This is a genomic window from Thermobifida fusca YX (assembly GCF_000012405.1).
Lineage (GTDB): Bacteria > Actinomycetota > Actinomycetes > Streptosporangiales > Streptosporangiaceae > Thermobifida > Thermobifida fusca.
Genome location: NC_007333.1, coordinates 2,787,501 through 2,804,417, shown reverse-complemented (window position 1 = coordinate 2,804,417; position 16,917 = coordinate 2,787,501). Strand labels below are relative to the sequence as shown.

General features: G+C 66.9%; 17 protein-coding genes. 15 read left to right on the top strand and 2 right to left on the bottom strand.

The window, feature by feature from the left end:
* The first annotated feature begins 405 nt into the window (after nt 1–405).
* From TFU_RS11825 to TFU_RS11800, 6 genes are all read left to right on the top strand, one after another.
* Complete coding sequence (locus tag TFU_RS11825) at nt 406–1,527, top strand: HtaA domain-containing protein (protein ID WP_011292803.1); 1,122 nt, start codon at nt 406–408, stop codon at nt 1,525–1,527.
* Between the two features lie 58 nt (nt 1,528–1,585).
* Nucleotides 1,586–2,902 (top strand): hypothetical protein, encoded by a 1,317-nt coding sequence (locus TFU_RS11820; RefSeq protein ID WP_155983552.1) that lies wholly within the window; start codon nt 1,586–1,588, stop codon nt 2,900–2,902.
* 61 nt (nt 2,903–2,963) lie between these two features.
* Entirely contained in the window at nt 2,964–4,187 is a 1,224-nt protein-coding gene (locus TFU_RS11815; protein ID WP_011292801.1) for a WxL protein peptidoglycan domain-containing protein, read from the top strand.
* Entirely contained in the window at nt 4,184–5,173 is a 990-nt protein-coding gene (locus TFU_RS11810; RefSeq protein ID WP_011292800.1) for a hypothetical protein, read from the top strand. Before TFU_RS11815 ends, TFU_RS11810 begins: the two co-directional genes overlap by 4 nt.
* A 114-nt stretch (nt 5,174–5,287) precedes the next feature.
* Nucleotides 5,288–6,298, top strand: a complete 1,011-nt coding sequence (locus tag TFU_RS11805) for a tryptophan--tRNA ligase (protein ID WP_011292799.1) — start codon at nt 5,288–5,290, stop codon at nt 6,296–6,298.
* A gap of 179 nt (nt 6,299–6,477) precedes the next feature.
* Nucleotides 6,478–8,433: a serine/threonine protein kinase gene (locus TFU_RS11800; RefSeq protein WP_011292798.1), complete on the top strand. Its 1,956-nt coding sequence runs from the start codon at nt 6,478–6,480 to the stop codon at nt 8,431–8,433.
* 46 nt (nt 8,434–8,479) lie between these two features.
* On the opposite strand, the gene TFU_RS11795 is transcribed toward TFU_RS11800, so the two are convergent.
* Entirely contained in the window at nt 8,480–9,058 is a 579-nt protein-coding gene (locus TFU_RS11795; RefSeq protein WP_011292797.1) for a nicotinamidase, read from the bottom strand.
* Nucleotides 9,059–9,110: 52 nt separating this feature from the next.
* Complete coding sequence (locus TFU_RS11790) at nt 9,111–10,427, bottom strand: nicotinate phosphoribosyltransferase (protein ID WP_011292796.1); 1,317 nt, start codon at nt 10,425–10,427, stop codon at nt 9,111–9,113.
* Between the two features lie 155 nt (nt 10,428–10,582).
* On the opposite strand from TFU_RS11790, the gene clpS reads away from it, so the two are divergent.
* The 9 genes from clpS to rdgB all read left to right on the top strand — a co-directional run bounded on the left by clpS (nt 10,583) and on the right by rdgB (nt 16,637).
* Nucleotides 10,583–10,864 carry an ATP-dependent Clp protease adapter ClpS gene (gene clpS, locus TFU_RS11785; protein ID WP_016189102.1) on the top strand — a complete coding sequence of 94 codons (282 nt, stop codon included), beginning with the start codon at nt 10,583–10,585 and terminating at the stop codon, nt 10,862–10,864.
* A 39-nt stretch (nt 10,865–10,903) separates the two neighbouring features.
* Nucleotides 10,904–11,452 carry a DUF2017 domain-containing protein gene (locus TFU_RS11780; protein ID WP_011292794.1) on the top strand — a complete coding sequence of 183 codons (549 nt, stop codon included), beginning with the start codon at nt 10,904–10,906 and terminating at the stop codon, nt 11,450–11,452.
* Nucleotides 11,453–11,576: 124 nt separating this feature from the next.
* Nucleotides 11,577–11,984, top strand: coding sequence for a Mov34/MPN/PAD-1 family protein (locus TFU_RS11775; RefSeq protein WP_011292793.1), 408 nt, complete (start codon nt 11,577–11,579; stop codon nt 11,982–11,984).
* A gap of 118 nt (nt 11,985–12,102) precedes the next feature.
* A complete protein-coding gene (locus tag TFU_RS11770) occupies nt 12,103–12,381 on the top strand; it encodes a MoaD/ThiS family protein (protein ID WP_011292792.1) in 279 nt (92 codons plus the stop codon).
* 5 nt (nt 12,382–12,386) lie between these two features.
* Nucleotides 12,387–13,334, top strand: a complete 948-nt coding sequence (locus TFU_RS11765) for a PLP-dependent cysteine synthase family protein (RefSeq protein ID WP_011292791.1) — start codon at nt 12,387–12,389, stop codon at nt 13,332–13,334.
* A 104-nt stretch (nt 13,335–13,438) separates the two neighbouring features.
* Nucleotides 13,439–14,245, top strand: a complete 807-nt coding sequence (locus tag TFU_RS11760; RefSeq protein WP_370492074.1) for a thioesterase family protein — start codon at nt 13,439–13,441, stop codon at nt 14,243–14,245.
* A gap of 179 nt (nt 14,246–14,424) precedes the next feature.
* Entirely contained in the window at nt 14,425–15,183 is a 759-nt protein-coding gene (locus TFU_RS11755) for an MBL fold metallo-hydrolase (RefSeq protein ID WP_016189100.1), read from the top strand.
* 156 nt (nt 15,184–15,339) lie between these two features.
* Nucleotides 15,340–16,017, top strand: a complete 678-nt coding sequence (gene rph / locus TFU_RS11750) for a ribonuclease PH (protein ID WP_038044057.1) — start codon at nt 15,340–15,342, stop codon at nt 16,015–16,017.
* The gene (gene rdgB / locus TFU_RS11745; RefSeq protein ID WP_011292787.1) at nt 16,014–16,637 is read left to right on the top strand and encodes an RdgB/HAM1 family non-canonical purine NTP pyrophosphatase; all 624 of its coding nucleotides are present in this window, start codon (nt 16,014–16,016) and stop codon (nt 16,635–16,637) included. The genes rph and rdgB overlap by 4 nt, the downstream gene beginning before the upstream one ends.
* The last annotated feature ends 280 nt before the right edge of the window (nt 16,638–16,917 follow it).

Below are 16,917 nucleotides of genomic sequence, written 5' to 3'. Positions count from 1 at the left end.
CCGCGCCGGTGCACGAAAAGTGATCGAACGGCTCGGTAGAGGTCAGAAAAAGTAACAAAAAGGACGTAATTCTGGTCGGGCTGCTCGCGTTGCCCAGAAGAGCTGAGGTATACCTAAGTCCAGAATTGGTGAGGTTAGCCTCACTTTAATTGGCAATCTGCCGCGGCGGTTTTCCCTGGGATCTGCTGGCTACAGCCCGCATTCTTTCTGCTCTTTTTTGTGTTTGTGGAGTGGAAAGAAGGGGACTTTGCCCACATTTATCCACGATTGCCAGAAAAAGAGAGTTAGGTTAGCTTTACCTTGCTTTCTCTTCGGGTGTGGCCGGGTGAAGAGGTCGCCACGGCCCAACCACACCTTCCCCCCTCTGGTCCTCGCCACGGACCGAGCAACACACAAGGAGTCCACATGAACCTGGGTATTCGCCGGGCCGCCACGGTCCTGGTGACCGCAGGTCTCGCAGCGGCGGCAAGCATTCTGCCCGCCTCCGCCACCACGACCCTCCCGGTCACCGGCGGTAGCGGCGACTGGGGCGTCAAACTCTCCTTCCGCAACTACATCAAGAGCCCCATCGCCCACGGCAGCACCGAGCTGTCGGGCGGCGTGACCGAAAACCCTGACGGCACCTACTCCTTCCCCATCGTCTCCGGAAGCTACGACACCGCCACCGGAGACACCGTCATCCAGTTCGGCGGCTCCGTCGCCTACGAGGGTCACGGCGGCGTCCTCCGGGTCCGCATCGACGACCTTCGCCTGGAGATCACCAACGGCAAGGGCGAGCTCTACGCCGACATGGCCAGCAGCTCCCCCAGCGACCCGCAGATGGTCAGCTACCCCGACGTCAACCTGGCTGACCTCGACCTCAGCGGCGGCCAGCCCACCCTCAGCGGCACCACGCTGAGCCTCGGCTCTACCCCGGCCACCCTCACCGAGGAGGGCAGCCCCGCCTTCGCGGGCTTCTACTCGCCGGGAGCCGAACTCGACCCGATCTCCTTCACCGCCACTGTCGGCGGCAGCAACGGCGGCGGCAACCAGCCTCCAGCCAACGGCGGCAGCAGCGCCCAGCAGCAGATCCTCGCCGACGTGGCCGCCGGACCGCTGATCCTGTCGGTCGCCGGGGACACGGTCCAGCTCACCCAGTCCGCACCGAACGGCGACGGCACCTACCAGACCGCCACCGGTGCGCTCAATACCGCCACCGTCTCCGACCTGCGCGGCACCAACGCCGGCTGGAACCTCGTCGGCCAGGTCAGCGACTTCACCGGTGACGTGGGAACCATCGGCGCGGAGAACCTCGGCTGGACGCCCAGCGCCGCAGCCGTGAACACCGGTGTCGGCACGCCCGGCACGGTGACCGCCGGCAGCCCCGTCCAGCCCGGACAAGGCCTGGGCATCGCCCGCACCCTGGCCTCGGCCGCCCCGGGCTCCTCAGCCGGAACCTTCACCGCTGACGCCCAACTGACCCTGGGCATCCCTGCCGACACGGTCCCCGGTGACTACGCGGCAGTGCTGACCCTGACCCTCAGCTAACCATCCCGGCGGGTGCGGGACGGGACCCTGTCCCGCACCCCATCCCATGGTTGTAGCGATGCTCCCCATCCTCTTCCCCCGCAAAGCACGGTTGCATTCCAGCGCCGCAGCCGCCGCCGTCCTCCTCACCCTCGGCGGCAGCCCTGCAGCGCTCGCCACCCCGCTCGCTGACCCCCACCACCCCCACTACGCATTCCACCCGCTCACCGGCGACGCCTACCTGCTCCGCGACCTTCCCGGCACGGAACCGCCGGACCAGGAACAGAACACCACGGGAGACAGCAGCGGAGCACACGCCGAGGCTCCCACCCAGGAACTCCTCCGCCTCCACCACCCAGCACTCCTCGCCCACCCCGACCCCCGCCCCGGAGACCTCGGCGAGGACGACTACGACCTGGTCGCCCACACCCCCGTCGCAGCCCCCGCCGACTTCCTGGTCGTGGCCCCCGACAGCACGCTCTACACCGTGCACACCACCGAAGACGAGCACACCCTGCTGGCCAGCTACCGCGAACCCGACACCACCGAAGAACCGCCAGCAGACCAGGAGGACGGATCCGACACCGCACCCGCCGTCACCGTCGACATCCACCTCCTGCCCGACAACCTCGACGTGGTCGCGGTGCGGAGCGACGAACGGGGCGTCTTCCTCATCACCGGTGACGGCACCGTGCTGCTCCTCAACCGCACCGACAGCGCCGACGGTGCCCCGGAGATCACCCTCACCCTCCACACCGGGCCTGCCCCCGACCGCGAACCCTGGCAACCCCCGGAAGAGACAGCGAACACGCCGGTCCCGTCACCGGAACCCCCAGCACCAGTTGCAGAGCCTGCCACCGCGGTGCACGACAGCACGGAGCCTGCAGCCACCCCTGAACCCGAAGACCCCGCCCCACTGCACCTGGAAGCGCCCGCGGCAGACCACGCCGACCTGCCCCCCGGCGTCCTCGTGATGACCCTCCCCGAAGGCCCCGTCCACCTCTCCGCTCCCCGGATGAGCGCGGACAGCTTCCACCAGACCGCCACCGGGACCCTGGCCCCCGCCACCGTCGTCGACCTGCGCGGCACCAACGCAGGATGGAGCCTGGTCGGCCAGGTCAGCGACCTGGAAGGCAGCGCGGGAGGTAGCATCGACGCCCACCTGCTCGGCTGGGCACCCACCGCCACCGTCCTCGACAGCCCGGACAGCTCCACCGTCCGTCCCGGAGCAGCAGTCCGCCCCGGTGACGGCCTCGCGGTGCCCCGTACCCTATGCGCAGGAGCAGCAGGCGCCAGCACCGGAGTATTCGCCTGCCAAGCCCGACTGGAGCTCGGCATTCCCGCGGACACTCCACCCGGAGAGTACGCGGGCACCCTCACCCTCACCCTCAGCTAGCCCAGACGCCCTGGCCGACCCACCGTCGGACACATCACCCCGTCCCCTGGAGAGCAGAACTGTGTCAGCTATCCGCTCATCCCGGATCGCGCGCCTCGGCGTGGTCGGCCTCCTGCTGTACGCCCTGACCACACCGGCCCCGGCACTCGCCGACCCGAGCCCTGACAACAACAGCGCGCCCTCCCCGGCAGCACGCGCTGAACAAGACTTCCGCTGGTCGGTGGCCCCCTCCAACGAAAACGGCGAACTCGGCCGCAGCTACTTCGTCCACGACGTCAAACCCGGCCAGACCATTGAAGACTGGGTAGCCATCACCAACTACGGCGAAGAGCCGATGACCTTCTCCGTCTACGGGACGGACGCGTTCAACACCCCCGACGGCTCCTTCGCTCTCCTGCCCGCCGACGAAGAACCCGCCCTCGCCGGCACCTGGATCGAAATCCCCCGGGAAGACCAGACCGTCGAGGTCAAAGGAGGCGAAACCCGGGTCATCCCGTTCACCATCACCGTCCCCGACAACGCCGAGCCGGGCGACCACGCCGCCGGGGTCATCGCCTCCGTCTCCCACGACGCCCTCAACGCGCAAGGACAGCTCGTCCGCGTCGACCGGCGCATCGCCGCCCGCGTCTACCTGCGGGTCGACGGACCCGTCCGCCCCTCCCTGCACATCGACGCGATCCGCACCGACTACCAGGCACCCCCGTGGTGGAACCCTTTCGCCACCGGGGAAGTCACCATCACCTACCAGGTGCGCAACGCCGGAAACCTGCGGCTGACCGCTTCCGGAGAAGCCGGCGCCGCAGGCCCCTTCGGGGTCGGACTCGGCGACCCGGTCCACAAAGACGTTCCCGAAATGCTGCCGGGAACCGTGTACGAATACACGCACACCATCCCGGACATCTATCCGCTGTTCTGGATCAACGGCGAAGTCACCCTCACCCCGCAAGCGGCACCGCAGTCCGCACAGACCCCCGACCTGCACCCGGTCACCCGCGGCGACTCCGTCATCGCCATCCCGTGGCTCCCGGTCCTCGCTGCGATCCTGCTCACCGCCGTGCTGATCTGGCGGCGCCGCCACGCCAAGCGCCGCTTCCAAGCCGCAGTGGCCGCCGCGGTCGCCGAAGCCCGCAAACAGGACGCCGCCCACCAGGGAGCACCGCAGACCACTGCCGCCGAGGCACCGGCCGACCCCACCACCGACTCCCCGGAGCAACAGCCCGACTCCGCCGCACACCAGGGCGGATCCGCCAACGAGCAGACCGAACCCGAGGAGCCCCGCTCATGACCCGACTCCGTCGGATGCTGCTCCTTGCCGTCGCGTTCCTGCTGTGCGCCACCACCCCAGCGGCCGCGCAACCCGCCGACCCGGGGTTCACCCTTGACGCGGCATCGGCCCGCATCGGCGACACCGTGCCCGTCCGCCTCTACGGCTGGCCCCAAGGCGTGGTCACCGTCCGCGTCTGCGGCGGCGGGGAATACATCGACTCCAGCGACTGCGCGGTCACCGACGCGATCACCGTGGCCATCAACGAGAACGGCGAAGGCCGTGGCCTGCTCACCATCACCGAACCGCCAGTGGGATGCCCCTGCGTTGTTGAAGCCCTGGACCTCACCGGGCAGCACCGGGCCACCGCCGAATTCCCCATCGAAGGCGTCCCCGTGCTCACCACCGAGGAACGCCAGCGCCGCATCGACGAACGCAACCCCGGCAGAGCAACCCGCCTGCTCGACGTCACCAAATTCCGGATCCTCACCGAAGACGGCCCGTGGTGGCACGACTGGGAGGCATGGTTCGGGCTCCCCGTCCAACGCACCGCCCAGCTCACCGTAACCAACATCGGAGTCGAACCGGTCACCGACCCCGTCGTCTCCGTCGCCGTGGGCCGCGGCACCCGAGCAACCACCCTCGTCTACCCGCCCCGGATCCGCGAACTCGAACCAGGCCACGAAGCCGTCTACGAATTCCCCGTCGACCTGCCTGCCCCGGTGATCGGCACGTACACGGTCCGCGGCGAGATCGCAGGCATGGACGAACCCGTGGAATTCGAAACCACCGTGAAAACCTGGCCGTGGGGACTCTTGGGCACGGGGGCGCTCCTCGCCGGATTCCTCGCCATGTGGCTGCTCTCCGGCTGGATCGTGGCAATCCTCCACCTCCTCGCCCGAATCACCCGCGCCCTGTCCCGGCTCTTCCGGAAAAACCGGACCGCACCGCCCCCCGGCCCGGACACTGCCGCCTTACCGGCTACAGAACACACCCCCTCCCCGTAGCTGCCGGGCCACCAGCAGCGGACCGCCGCGCCCCGAGCCTGCCCGTGCCCGGAAACGGACTCACCCGGCCACGGAGGGGAACCGGCAAACCCGGCACGCCGATAAGCTTTTGGCATGGCAGCGACCAAGACCTACCTCACGGGTGTCAAACCCACTGGTGAACCCCACTTGGGCAACTACCTCGGCGCGATCAAACCCGCCCTCGAGGCCGCGCGCGAGTACGACGCGTTCTACTTCATCGCCGACTACCACGCGCTCACCACCGTCCGCGACCCCGAGGCGATGAGGCACAACATCCGGTCGGTCGCCGCCACCTGGCTGGCCTGCGGTCTCGACCCGGAACGCACGGTCCTCTACCGGCAATCCGACATTCCCGAGACGTTCGAACTGACCTGGATCCTCTCCTGCGTCACCGGCAAAGGCCTGATGAACCGCGCCCACGCCTACAAGGCCGCGCGCGACCGCAACGCCGCCGCCGGAGTCACCGACCTGGACGCCGGCATCAACATGGGGCTGTACAACTACCCCATCCTCATGGCTGTCGACATCCTCATCATGGAGACCGACCTGGTCCCGGTCGGCCGCGACCAGGCCCAGCACGTCGAATACGCCGCTGACATCGCAGGGTCTTTCAACCACCTGTTCGGGGACGGCTACACCTTCCGCATCCCCCAAGGAGTCTTCCCCGAAGGGGACGCGAGCGTGCTGCCCGGCATCGACGGGCGCAAGATGAGCAAGTCCTACGACAACCACATTCCGCTGTTCCTGCCCGAGAACAAGCTGAAGAAGCTCATCCGCCGCATCCCCACCGACAGCACCCCGGTGGAGGCGCCCAAAGACCCGGACTCCTCTGTCGTCTTCCAACTGCTCACCCACTTCGCTGACGCCGAGCAGATCGCCGAGACCCGCAAACGCCTCGAAGCGGGAGGCATGGGCTGGGGAGAGTTGAAGAACGACCTCTTCGAAGCGATCAACACCGAGATCGCCCCGATGCGGGAACGCTACGAGGAGCTCATGGCCTCCGGCAGTGAACTCGACGACGTGCTGGCCGAAGGCGCCCGCCGTGCCCGCGAACGCGCCCAACGTGTCCTCGCCCAAGTGCGCGCCGCAATCGGCATCGACTAGCTTCCACACCCGAAGCAGCATCACGGGCCTTCACCACGAAGGCCCTTTCCTCTACCAAGCTCCTTTACCAGGGCAGCGGCTGCCGTTTGGCCGGAAACGGCCACCAGCCTCAGAAGAGCAGAGGAAGCGGAGACGATAGGAAAGTCCCGGTTTCTCATCGTCTGTCTCCTGGAGTGGTGATGCCGCCCCAGCCCGACGCCGCACCTCCCCCGCTGCCCCCGGAACTCGCGCCGCTGCTGCCCACAGACCCGGTGACGATCGGCCCGTTCCGTGTCATAGGCCGATTGGGCTCGGGAGGAATGGGCGCAGTCTACGGAGCCTTGGACGCGGAGCACCGCTGCGTGGCAGTCAAGGTGATCCACGCCGAGCACGTCCGCCGGCCGGAATACCGGGAACTGTTCGCCCGGGAAGCCGAACTGGTGTCCCGCATCGACGCCGAATGCACGCCCCGGTTCCTCGGCGCCGACCCGAACGCCCCAGAGCCGTGGCTGGCCACCGAGTTCGTGCCGGGGCGCACCCTGCAGCAGCATGTGCGCGAATTCGGTCCGCTGGACGAGGCAGCGCTGCGGGCGTTCGCCGCGGGCACGGCCGAAGCACTGGCAGCGATCCACGCGGCTGGCGTGGTACACCTCGACGTCAAACCCGGCAACATCATGCTGGCCCCGGACGGGCCGAAAGTGCTCGACTTCGGGATCGCCCGGGCCATCGGCGACACCACAGACAAGAACGTGTATGGCACACCGGGATGGGCTGCCCCGGAACGTCTCGACCGGCAGCCAGGCACCCCGGCGGCCGACATGTTCGCCTGGGGCGGCCTCATCGTGTTCGCGGCCACTGGACGCTCGCCGTTCGGCACGGGAACTTCCGCGGAGCTCTTAGAGCGGGTGCGCGCCGGCGACTGCGACCTGACCGGAGTCCCTGAAGAGCTCATGGAACTCGTGGCCCGCGCCCTGTCGACCGACCCCGAGGCGCGGCCCACCGCGGTAGAAGCGTTCCACACCGTGCTGGCTCTGGACACGGTCGCGGCGGACGCCATCGAGGAACCCGGCGAAGACGCCGCTGCCATCCACCGGAAGCGGCTGCGCGCCCTGCTGCACCGGGTGTGGACCGGGTTCGACGCGGCCGGGCACCGCCCCGAACTGTGGATGGCGCTCGGGACAGCGGCAGGCGGGGTGGGCGTCGCCGCCGGTGGGGCTGCGGCCCTCGCCACCCAAGGAACCGCGGGCGGCGGCGCAGCAGCGGGCAGCGGGAAGCTCGTCGGCACGGCAAGCGCCGCCGGGGGAGGAGCATCCTGGGGCGCTGGCGCGGGAACACTCACGAAAAGCGCAACCGTCACCGCCGCCGGAACCGGGCTGAGCGGTAAAGCAATGCTCACCGTCGCTGCCGGAGCCACCGCTGCAGCGGTGGCTGGAGGATGGCTTGTCGGACGCGCTGTCACCGACCAGCCGCTGCTGCCCTTCACCGACCCCGAACCGAGCGCGACTGCTGCCCTGGCACCATCCCCGGAGGAAGACGAAAAAGAAGGACAAGAGGTTCGCTTCCGCAACTTGACGCTGTGGTTCCCCGAAGACTGGACCGTCCACGTCATCGAGGACATCGAATTCGTCGGGTTCGGCCCCGACCATGAGGGCAGGGAAATCGTGGACGACTGGATCGCTGCCCATCCCCCCGGCAACCCCGGCTGTGCCGAGGTTGACTGGAATCACTGGGAATGGCCTGCTGCTCTCGTGGAATGCCCCCACATCCGAATCCTCGGTCCGGGAGGCATCACCTATGGAGGCGCAGTGTATGAGCCGATCACCGAAGAACCCGATGCGGGGTTGTTCGCCCCGTCCCAGAATCCCTTGCCCTGCATCCCCGGAATCGACGCGTACGAGGCTGATCCCGCGTCTTTCCCGGGACAGTCCCCTCTCGTCGAGGAACTCGCCCCGGTCGGCGACCGCAGCGCCCTCTACCGGGAATACCTGACGCCCTGCGGCAACCCTGACGGCAGGGACCCGGAACTGCTCTACTACACCCAGCGGAGCTGGTTCCTGCCCGAATCCCAGATCCTCATCGTCGACGAATACGGGATCGAGGACATCGACGCCATCCTCGCCGACGGCGAGTTCGCTTCCAGAAGCGAGGAAGACTAGCCCTGCGGCAAGCGCTCTGCCGGAAGGCGCTGCGACACCTGTGCGCTTAGGCGGCCACCACCGGCTCACCTTCCAGGGCCACGTCTGCCTCAGCCAGCTCCCGCAGAGCCTTCTCCGTGGTTGCGCGGGACACCCCTGCGGTCATTCCCAGCAGCACTCGCGCCTGGAACCCGGCCCGGACCGCGTCCAAGGCAGTAGCCCGCACACAGTGGTCGGTGGCAATACCCACCACGTCCACTTCGGTGATCCCGTGCTGCCGCAGCCACTCCTCCAAAGACACGCCATCCGCGGTCTTCCCCTCGAAACCGCTGTACGCGGCCTCGTAGGCGCCTTTGTCGAACACCGCCTCGATCGGTCCGGTGACCAGGTTGGGGTGGAACTCCGCCCCCGGGGTGCCCGCCACGCAGTGCGGCGGCCACGAGTCCACAAAGTCGGGGTTGTCGGAGAAGTGGTCCCCCGGGTCGATGTGGCGGTCCCGGGTAGCCACGATGTGGGCGTACTGGCTGCCCTGCTTGGCCAGGTAGTCGGAGATAGCCGTGGCCACGCCGGCACCACCGGACACGGCCAGACTGCCGCCTTCACAGAAGTCGTTCTGTACGTCAACGACGATCAGTGCTTTCGCCATCGCAGATCTTCCTTCCTCGTGCGCCGGACCAGCTGAGCGGGAAACAAGCACCTCAGAGCGCTGGGCGCTGCTCGAAGACGGTGGGGATCGCGGGTTCGCCCCGCGACATTTGGCGCGCGGGCGCCGGAAGTTCCGCGACGCAGCGGACGTGCCGCTCCCGGGCTTCCTGAAGCGGCTCACGCCCCACGACCTCGCCGTTGCGCACCAGCGGAACCAGCAGAGGCCGCTCCAACGGAGTCAGCTCCGGTTCATGCACGAAGACCCGCTCCGACGTCGCCACCCCGTTGTCGTCGTAGCGGCGCACCGCCCACTTGCGCCCTCCCTTACTGGGTTTACCCACGGAACGTTTGGCCACCGGCGACAGCGGCGCGTCCGGGTCGTCGCTCTGGGCGCGCGCCACAAGCTTGTACACCAGGGACGCGGTCGGCACCCCCGACCCGGTGACCAGTGCGGTGCCCACCCCGTAGCCGTCGACCGGGGCGATCGCCAAGGCTTGGATGGAGTACTCGTCGAGGTCGCCGGTGACGATGATGCGGGTCTTCGCGGCCCCCTTCTCGTTGAGCAGCGCGCGCACCTTCACCGCCAGTTCTTCCAGGTCACCGGAGTCCAGCCGCACCCCGCCCAAGTCCGGACCAGCCAGTTCCACGGCGGTGTGCACCGCGCGCATCACCTCGTAGGTGTCCACCAGCAGCGTGGTTCCCGTCCCCAGCGATTCGAGCTGGGCAGTGAACGCGTGGCGCTCGCTGTCGTGCAGCAGGGTGAACGCGTGCGCGCTCGTCCCAGTGGTGGGAATCCCGTAGCGGCGCCCGGCTTCCAGGTTGGAGGTGGCGTTGAACCCCGCCAGGTAGGCGGCCCGGGCTGCGGCCACCGCGGCTTCCTCGTGAGTGCGGCGGGAACCCATTTCGATCAGCGGGCGCCCGTGCGCGGCGTTGACCATTCGCGAGGCCGCAGAAGCGATCGCACAGTCGTGGTTGTAGATCGACAGGGCCAGCGTCTCCAGCACCACGCATTCAGCGAAGGTGCCTTCCACCACCAGGATGGGGGAGCCGGGGAAGAAGCAGTCCCCTTCGGCATAACCCCAGATGTTTCCGGAGAACCGGTAGTCGGCGAGGAACGACAGGGTAGAGCTGTTGACGATCCCGTTCCGCTCGAGGAACTCCAAGACCTCGGGGGTGAAACGGAAGTGTTCGAGCGCATCGAGGAACCGTCCGGTCCCCGCGACCACACCGTAACGGCGCGTTTCCGGTAGTCGACGCGCGAACATTTCGAAAACACACCGCCGGTGCGCTGCGCCGCTGTGCAGCGCGGCCTGCACCATGGTCAGTTCGTAGTGGTCGGTGAGAAGCGCACTGCTCCAGCGTTCAGTCATGGTATTCCACCCTAGTTTGTGACTATGAGGAAGAAAACCGGTGAGGTGTCCCCGGACACTGCGGTCTCTTCCCACAATGGGAGGAGGTTTGAGGTGCGACACGTCGCCGGCGACGAACAAGAGAGTTAAAGAGAGGTGAGGCAACCGTGACCGCTATGCCGGTCGAACTCGACGAACCGCGGATCGGCGAGGACATCCGACCGGACCTGCCATGGGTCACCATCGTCTGGAACGACCCCGTCAACCTGATGAGCTACGTTACCTACGTCTTCCAGAAAGTCTTCGGATACCCCAAGGCCAAGGCGCAGAAGCTCATGGAAGACGTGCACTACAAAGGGAAGGCGGTCGTCTCCAGCGGTACCCGTGAGGAGATGGAGCGCTACGTCACCATCCTGCACCAGTACGGGCTCTGGGCGACGCTCCAGCAGGACAAGTGACCGACTGGAGGCAACTGTGACCGCGGAGGCCAACCGTTCATGACCGCCAAAATTCGCTCCGCGCCGCACGGCGGGGCACGGATCACGATCGGCCCGGACGAGGCCCAGCTCCTTCGCTCCATGGCCGACTTTCTGCTGCGCGTCGTGGAAGAACCCGAGCAGCAGGACGAGCTCGCCGCTCTCGTGGGCATCAGCAGCTCCGCCACTCAACCCGAAGACCCGGCACTGGCCCGCCTCTTCCCCGACGCCTACACCGACGACGCCGAGGCGGCCGCGGACTTCCGGCGCTACACCGAGAGCGACCTGCGCCGACACAAGCGGGAGAACGCCCGTCGCGTGGCCTCCGCGATCCCCGAGTGGGGCGGCGAGATCGTGCTCGACGCAGAGGACGTGCAAGCCTGGCTCCAAACCCTCACCGATGTGCGGCTGTACCTGGGGGTCCGGCTAGGCATAGAGACAGAGGAGGACGCCGACGCGCTTCGCGCTGCGGCCGTCCGCGACGAGTCGCTCGCCGCTGCCATGCACGTCTACGAATGGTTCACCTATGTCCAGGACTCCCTGGTCCGCGCGGTGTGGCAGGAGGAGTGACCGGGACCTGCCCGCTCCAGGCGGCGCGCGCCGCGGGCCGCACCTCCTGCACGACCGCCCTCCGCGACCAGGACACCCCACCTGTCGGGTAGGGAAAAAGTGGGGCTCGGCTAGGCTGAAAGCCATGCTGAGGATTGATCGCTCGATCTACGACAAGATCGTCGCCCATGCCCGACGAGACCACCCAGACGAGGCCTGCGGCATTGTGGCCGGTCCCGAGGGCAGCGACCGGCCCGAACGATTCATCGAGATGATCAACGCCGAACGCTCCCCCACGTTCTACCGTTTCGACTCACTCGAACAGCTCAAGGTGTGGCGGGAGATGGAGGAGCGGGGAGAAGAGCCCGTGGTGATCTACCACTCCCACACCTCCACCGAGGCGTACCCGTCACGAACCGACATCAGTTACGCTTCCGAGCCGAACGCCCACTACGTCCTGGTCTCAACCCGGGATCCCGAGACCGTCGAGTTCCGCTCCTACCGGATCGTCGACGGGGTCGTCACCGAGGAGCCAGTCGAGATCATCGACTAGCAAAGGTGAGAAGACACGCAGCCTGGAATCACCGGGGCGCCGCGCGTGTTGAACCTATCTGGCGGAGCGCCGCGCATCCGCCATCCGCGTCCACAGACTTCTAGACGGAGACACATCCATGGCCATCGAGGTCCGCATCCCGACCATCCTGCGCAATCTCACCGGTGGAGCCAAGGTGGTTGAGGGCGAGGGGAGCACTCTCGCCGAACTCATCACCAACCTGGACAAGAACCACCCCGGTATCGGTGAGCGCCTCGTCGAGAACGGACAACTGCGCCGCTTCATCAACGTCTACCTCAACGATGAAGACGTTCGTTTCCTCGGCGGGCTTGACACTCCGGTCAACGACGGTGACACGGTGACGGTTCTGCCGGCCGTCGCCGGCGGTATGCGCTGAGCGTCATGAGGTTCGATTCGCTTCTGGATTCGCTCGGCGGTACCCCCCTGGTCGGGCTGCCTAATCTGTCGCCCTCCCCCGAAGTGCGGCTCTGGGCCAAACTGGAGGACCGTAACCCGACCGGGTCGATCAAGGACCGCGCGGCGTTCTACATGATCGAGCAGGCAGAAAAGGACGGCCTGCTCACTCCGGGGTGCACCATTCTGGAGCCGACCTCGGGGAACACGGGGATTTCCTTGGCGATGGTCGCCCGGCTGCGCGGTTACAAGATGGTCTGCGTCATGCCGGAGAACACTTCCGCGGAACGCAGCCAACTCCTGCGCATGTGGGGCGCCGAGATCTACTACTCCCCGGCGGAAGGCGGCTCCAACGAGGCGGTGCGCGTCGCCAAACGGATGGCCGCCGAGAACCCCGACTGGGTGATGCTCTACCAGTACGGCAACCCGGCGAATGCCCGGGCCCACTACGAGACGACCGGCCCGGAACTCCTCGCCGACCTGCCGGAGATCACCCACTTCGTCGCTGGACTGGGCACGACCGGAACCCTCATGGGGGTCGGCCGCTACCTGCGGGAGCACCGTCCGGACGTCCAGATCGTGGCCGCTGAACCCCGCTACGGGGAGCTCGTCTACGGTCTGCGGAACCTTGACGAAGGGTTCGTGCCCGAGCTTTACGACGAGACGATCCTCAGCAGCCGCTACTCTGTCCCCTCCGACGCGGCACTGCGCCGCACCCGGGAGCTCCTCGACAAAGAGGGGATCTTCGCGGGCATCTCCACCGGAGGGGTCCTGCACGCCGCCCTCGGCGTGGCACAGAAGGCCGTCAAAGCAGGGCAGCGTGCCGATATCGCATTCGTCGTCGCTGACGCAGGCTGGAAGTACCTGTCCACCGGCGCCTACGAAGGCACGCTGGAAGAGGCTGCGCAGCGGCTCGAAGGCCAGCTCTGGGCCTGAACCGTCCTACCGGTGCACCCTGCGCGCAAGGCGCACGCACCGGTAGGACAGCAACCCGCCCCCTGCCCGTTCGCGGAAAGACGGCGTTCGATTCAATGGTCCCCATGACCCGCTTCGACTCCGCGACCGAGGTCGTTCGCGTCGGTGAGAATCGATATGCCGTCGAACTCGATCCCGGATACCTCATCGGGACCGCAATGAACGGCGGCTACCTCATGACGGTGCTGCAACGGTCCGCACTCGCCGAATCCGACCACCTGCACGCGGTCTCCTCCTCTTACCACTTTCACCGTCCCGCTAGCAGTGGACCGGCCGAGATCGAGACCCGGGTGCTCAAACGCGGGCGGACCGTCACCACCGTCCAGACCACCCTCTTCCAAGAAGGGCGGACGATCCTCACCGGCACGCTCGCCACTGCCACGCTCGATCCGCACGCCGAACCACGCTACGCAGCCCCTCAGCCCGCTATCCCTCCCCAGCACCAGTGCCGAAGAGTCGACCCCCGGCAGAGCCACCTGCCTGACGACGGATTCCTCGCCCGGGTCGACGTGGACTTCAGCCCGGACAGCTACGCGGCACTCGCGCGGGAACGTACCGTAACCACCCCTGAACTGTGCGGATATGTCGACCTGAGTGCACGGGACGGCGGCTCCGCGAAAGACCCGCTGGCATTCCTCCCGCTCGCCGTGGACGCGCTGCCGCCCATCGTCAGTCTCCTGGTGGACTGGAGCTGGGCGCCCACCGTCGAACTCACCTGGCACCTGCGTGCAATCCCCGAACCGGGGCCGCTGGCCTTCCGCTCCACCTGCGCCCTGGTCAGCGACGGCTGGTTCGATGAGAACGTCGACCTATGGGATGCCAGGGGACGCCTTGTTGCACAGAGCCGCCAATTAGCCCGGGTCGGCCGCTGACGGCACCCGGCGGTGAGGAAAAACTGTGGCCTACATCGCCTAAGTAACGGCTCACAGTCCGTACCTATCGTGTTGGTACATGGGGTACACCGTAACCACCTGGAAAACCCGGAGAAACTCTCCGTGACACAGTGACGTCTCTGCGGCAGCAGACGTCTTCACCGAAAAGGTTGTGCGACGTGCGACTCACCATCATCGGCTCCTCGGGGAGCTTCCCCGGACCTGCCGGACCCGCGTCCTGTTATCTCGTGGAGGCTGACGGGTTCCGGCTGCTACTCGACCTGGGCAATGGAGCGCTGAGCACCCTCCAGCGCCACGTGGACATGTACACCATCGATGCGGTCTACCTTTCGCATCTGCACGCCGACCACTGTTTGGACTTGTGCCCCTACTGGGTGGCCCGCACCTACCACCCTGACGGCCCCCGGCCCCGCATCCCCGTCTACGGCCCTACCGGGGTCGCCGATCGGATGGCCCAGGCGTACGGGCTGGACCCCCACCCCGGGATGCGGGAAACCTTCGACTTCCGCGAACTCAGCCCCGGTACTTTCCGTATCGGCCCGTTCACGGCAACCGTGGACCACGTCAACCATCCCATCGAAGCGTTCGGTATCCGCCTTGAGCACAACGGTGCAGTCCTCACCTACTCGGGGGACACCGGGGCCTGCAGCGAACTCGTGGAACTGGCCCGGGACGCTGACTTGTTCCTGTGCGAAGCCTCCTTCCACGACCACCGGGAACACCCCAAGGACATGCACTTGACCGGCAGCGAAGCGGGTGAGCAGGCCACCCGGGCCAACGCCCGCCGTCTGCTGCTCACCCACCTGGTGCCGTGGAACGACAACGAGTGCACCCTCGCCGAAGCGCGCAGCACCTACAACGGGCCGATCAGCCTCGCCGTTTCCGGGGAGGTCTACGAGATCACCGCGGGCGGCTGAGCCCGGCAAGAAGCTGACGGAAAATCGTCCGCAAACCGGTGCACCCCACCGAAACCCGGTGACATTTCGGACAAGTGGCTCTGCCCTCTGAGCCACGCCGATAGGCTCGACAGCATGCCTCGACCTGATGGACGAACCCCAAACCAACTGCGTCCGGTGCGCATCACCCGCAACTGGCTCCGGCACGCGGAAGGATCAGCGCTCATCGAGTTCGGTGAGACACGCGTGCTCTGTGCTGCAACCGTGGAAGAGGGCGTCCCCCGCTGGCGCCGCGGCACCGGGGAAGGCTGGGTCACCGCCGAATACGCCATGCTGCCGCGGGCTACTGACACCAGAAGTGCTCGTGAGTCGGTCAAAGGCAAGATCGGAGGCCGCACTCACGAGATCTCCCGCCTCATCGGACGTTCGCTGCGTGCAGTCGTCGACTTCAAAGCGATGGGGGAGTACACCATCACCCTCGACTGCGATGTGCTCCAAGCCGACGGTGGGACTCGGACCGCCGCTATCACCGGCGCCTACGTGGCCCTGGTCGACGCCGTCCGCTACCTGCGCAAGCAACTGGACCTGAAAACCAATCCGCTGACCGGCTCTGTCGCCGCCGTCAGTGTCGGCATCGTGCAAGGGCAGCCCCGGCTGGATTTGAACTACTTGGAGGACTCGGTGGCGGAGACCGACATGAACGTCGTCGTCACCGGGACCGGGGAGTTCATCGAGATCCAGGGCACTGCCGAGAACGCTCCCTTCGACCGGAAACTGCTGGACACGCTTTTGGACCTGGCTGTTGCCGGGTGCGCTGAACTCACCGAGATCCAGAAGAAGGCACTGTCAGAGTGAGCCGTATCAGCACTCTTGTCCTCGCCACCCGTAACCGCAAGAAGATCCCTGAACTGCGTTCCATCTTGGGCGAGGTCGGGCTGGATATCGAAGTGCGCAGCCTCGACGGCTACCCGGACGCTCCCGAGGTGGCCGAGACGGAAGCGACGTTCACTGGTAACGCGCTGCTCAAGGCTCGCGCAATCGCGGAGCACACCGGGCTTCCTGCGGTGGCGGACGATTCAGGGCTGCGGGTCGACGCGTTGAACGGAATGCCCGGTGTCCTGTCTGCCCGCTGGTCGGGCAGGTTCGGGGCGCAGCACGGTGACCGGGATGCGGCCAACCTCGAGCTTGTCTTGGACCAGCTTGCGGATGTTCCGCCGGAGCGTCGCGGGGCCGAGTTTGTCTGTGCCGCGGCGTTGGCTCTCCCCGACGGGGAGGAGCACGTGGTGGAAGGGGTACTGCGCGGCAGTCTGACCACTGAGCCGCGTGGGAAGAACGGTTTCGGCTACGACCCGATTTTCGTGCCGGAAGGGTATACGCAGACCACCGCGGAGATGAGCCCGGAGGAGAAGAACGCGATCAGCCATCGGGGTGTCGCGTTCCGCGCTTTGGCCAAGAAGATCCGGGAGCTGGGCTGAGCGTGCGTGGCAGGGAAGACAGGGGCAGGCGGGACGCAGCTTCTCGCCGGTCCCTGAGTCCGTTTCACTGAGGAGTTGCTCCCGTCCAGTACGGGTAGTGGTGCGCAACGGGAAAGACCCGAGAAACCTGCATTTGCCCAGATAGACGGGTATAATGGAAGGTGAAGAGAGGGCAGGGCGGAAGGTGTTCGGTCCTAGCCCTGCGTCCCGCCGCGGCGGGATGGTCAGAGCACCATCCGAGGCGGGCTATACTCGAGTGTCGGACGTCCGGGAACTGAAC